Origin of the sequence: uncultured Shewanella sp., from assembly GCF_947491715.1 — a bacterium.
GTDB lineage: Bacteria > Pseudomonadota > Gammaproteobacteria > Enterobacterales > Shewanellaceae > Shewanella.
Genome location: NZ_CANLKR010000084.1, coordinates 1 through 1,956, shown reverse-complemented (window position 1 = coordinate 1,956; position 1,956 = coordinate 1). Strand labels below are relative to the sequence as shown.

General features: G+C 43.6%; 1 protein-coding gene and 1 pseudogene. Both read left to right on the top strand.

From position 1 onward, the window contains the following. Positions 1-556 precede the first annotated feature (556 nt). Positions 557-1,471 (top strand): annotated as a pseudogene (gene ltrA / locus Q0779_RS23560) (group II intron reverse transcriptase/maturase); the annotation flags it as partial. A gap of 63 nt (positions 1,472-1,534) precedes the next feature. Continuing rightward, positions 1,535-1,846 (top strand): group II intron maturase-specific domain-containing protein, encoded by a 312-nt coding sequence (locus Q0779_RS23555; RefSeq protein ID WP_298776694.1) that lies wholly within the window; start codon positions 1,535-1,537, stop codon positions 1,844-1,846. The last annotated feature ends 110 nt before the right edge of the window (positions 1,847-1,956 follow it).

Genomic DNA, 1,956 nt, shown 5'->3' with positions numbered 1-1,956 from the left:
GTTAGTGCGTCAAGCGAAGCTTGATGCATCTTGCAGGGTGCAAGTCCCTGTCGGGTAAGGTTTAACCCACCACCCGTATCGAGTGTTGCGCTTGTGGCGGAGTTTGAGATTAGGTTTGCTTTTCAGCAGTGAGGACTGCATCAAACGAACAAAACAGGTGAAGCGTACACAGAGAATTATATAGGCCATAGGGGCTATCGTGGCCCTGAAGTGCTGGTATCGCTCCGATAAATATTAGAACTGACTGACGAGGTTTGTAACGCCATCGAAGTCCATGCAAAGCAATCGAAATGGTTAGATTGCGGCGAGTCAGCGGAGTTATCAAGTCGTGGCATGTATAAAGAGATGCATTGAGAACTTGAGAGATCCAAAGGTGCTCCATAGGGAATGTGGTAGTGAATCCTAGCCAAAAGCGAAGCCAACGATGACCCTTTGGAAGTCAGATCAGCCCGTAGTAGTCTGAACAGGGGAAAGCCTTGTACATGGCGAAGGAGCTGACAGTTATATCCGATATTAAGCAGATACATAGTCCGGACAAAGTAGGGCTGGAGACACTATGACAACGTCACTTAATACCATCGCATTTAAAGCACAAACCCACCCCAAACACAGGTTTCAAAATTTATATGGACTGCTAAATACTGACAGCCTGTACCAAAGTTGGGGGCAACTTAATAAAAAGGCTAAACCAGGTATCGATGGCATTACGATGCCTAAGTATCAGGATAAGCTGATAGACAATATTGACCGTTTAGGTCGGCAACTCAAACAGAAATATTATCGAGTCAACGACATAAAACGGATCTTCATTCCTAAATCGAACGGTAAATTACGGCCTTTAGGTCTACCAACGGTTGATGACAAACTGGTACAGCAAAGTGTCAGTCAGATCTTACAAAGCATCTGGGAGCAAGATTTCTTGCGTAACAGTTATGGCTATCGACCAAATAAAAGTGCGCATCAAGCGGTGCATAGCTAAACGCTCAATCTGCAATTCAAAGGATATGGATATATCGTCGAGGCTGATATTAAAGGCTTCTTTGACAATCTTGACCATGAATGGCTGATGGATATGCTTAAGCAACGCATTGATGATAAGGCGATACTGAACTTAATCAATCAATGGTTAAAAGCGCGGATAAAGTCGCCCGATGGTGTGTTTACTAAGCCATTAAGCGGCAGCCCACAAGGGGGAATAATCAGCCCTGTACTGGCAAATATTTATCTGCATTATGCATTAGATCTATGGTTTGAAAAGAAAGTGAAGCCAAGAATGAAAGGCAGAGCAATGATGCTCCGTTATGCGGATGATTTTGTCTGTGCATTTCAGTTCGCGCATGATGCTGAGCGCTTTTATAAGGTTTTGCCGAAACGATTAAAGAAATTCAACTTAGACGTTGCAGAAGATAAAACTTCACTGATGCGATTTAGCCGATTTCATATAGGGCGAAAACGTCACTTTGTATTTCTTGGATTTGAGTTTTACTGGGGTAGAGATTCAAAGGGTAAAGCAAGACTTAGGCGGCGAACGGCTGTGAAGAAGCAGAAGGCGACGCTGAGGGAGTATTATCAATGGATCAAAGCTAAACGCTCATTAAAACTGAGAGAGTGGCTACCACAGCTAAAGCGAAAATTAGTAGGATTTAGAAATTATTTTGGATTGCCAGACAACAGCCGAAGTTTATCGTATGTCTATGACTATGTGCTTCATAGCTTATACAAATGGTTGAACAGACGTAGTGGTCGACGAAGTTATAACTGGAGTAATTTCAAGAAGATGTTAGAGTATTTCAATATTAAGAGTCCAAAGGTCGGCAAGCGTTTTGTGCAGATCGATTGGTACTAGGGTCGTGTTTTACACGAGTGAATATATAACTGAAGAGCCGGATGCGGTAGTTCCGCACGTCCGGATCTGTGTGGGGTCGGGTCAGTAATGGCCCGCTCTACCACCATTGC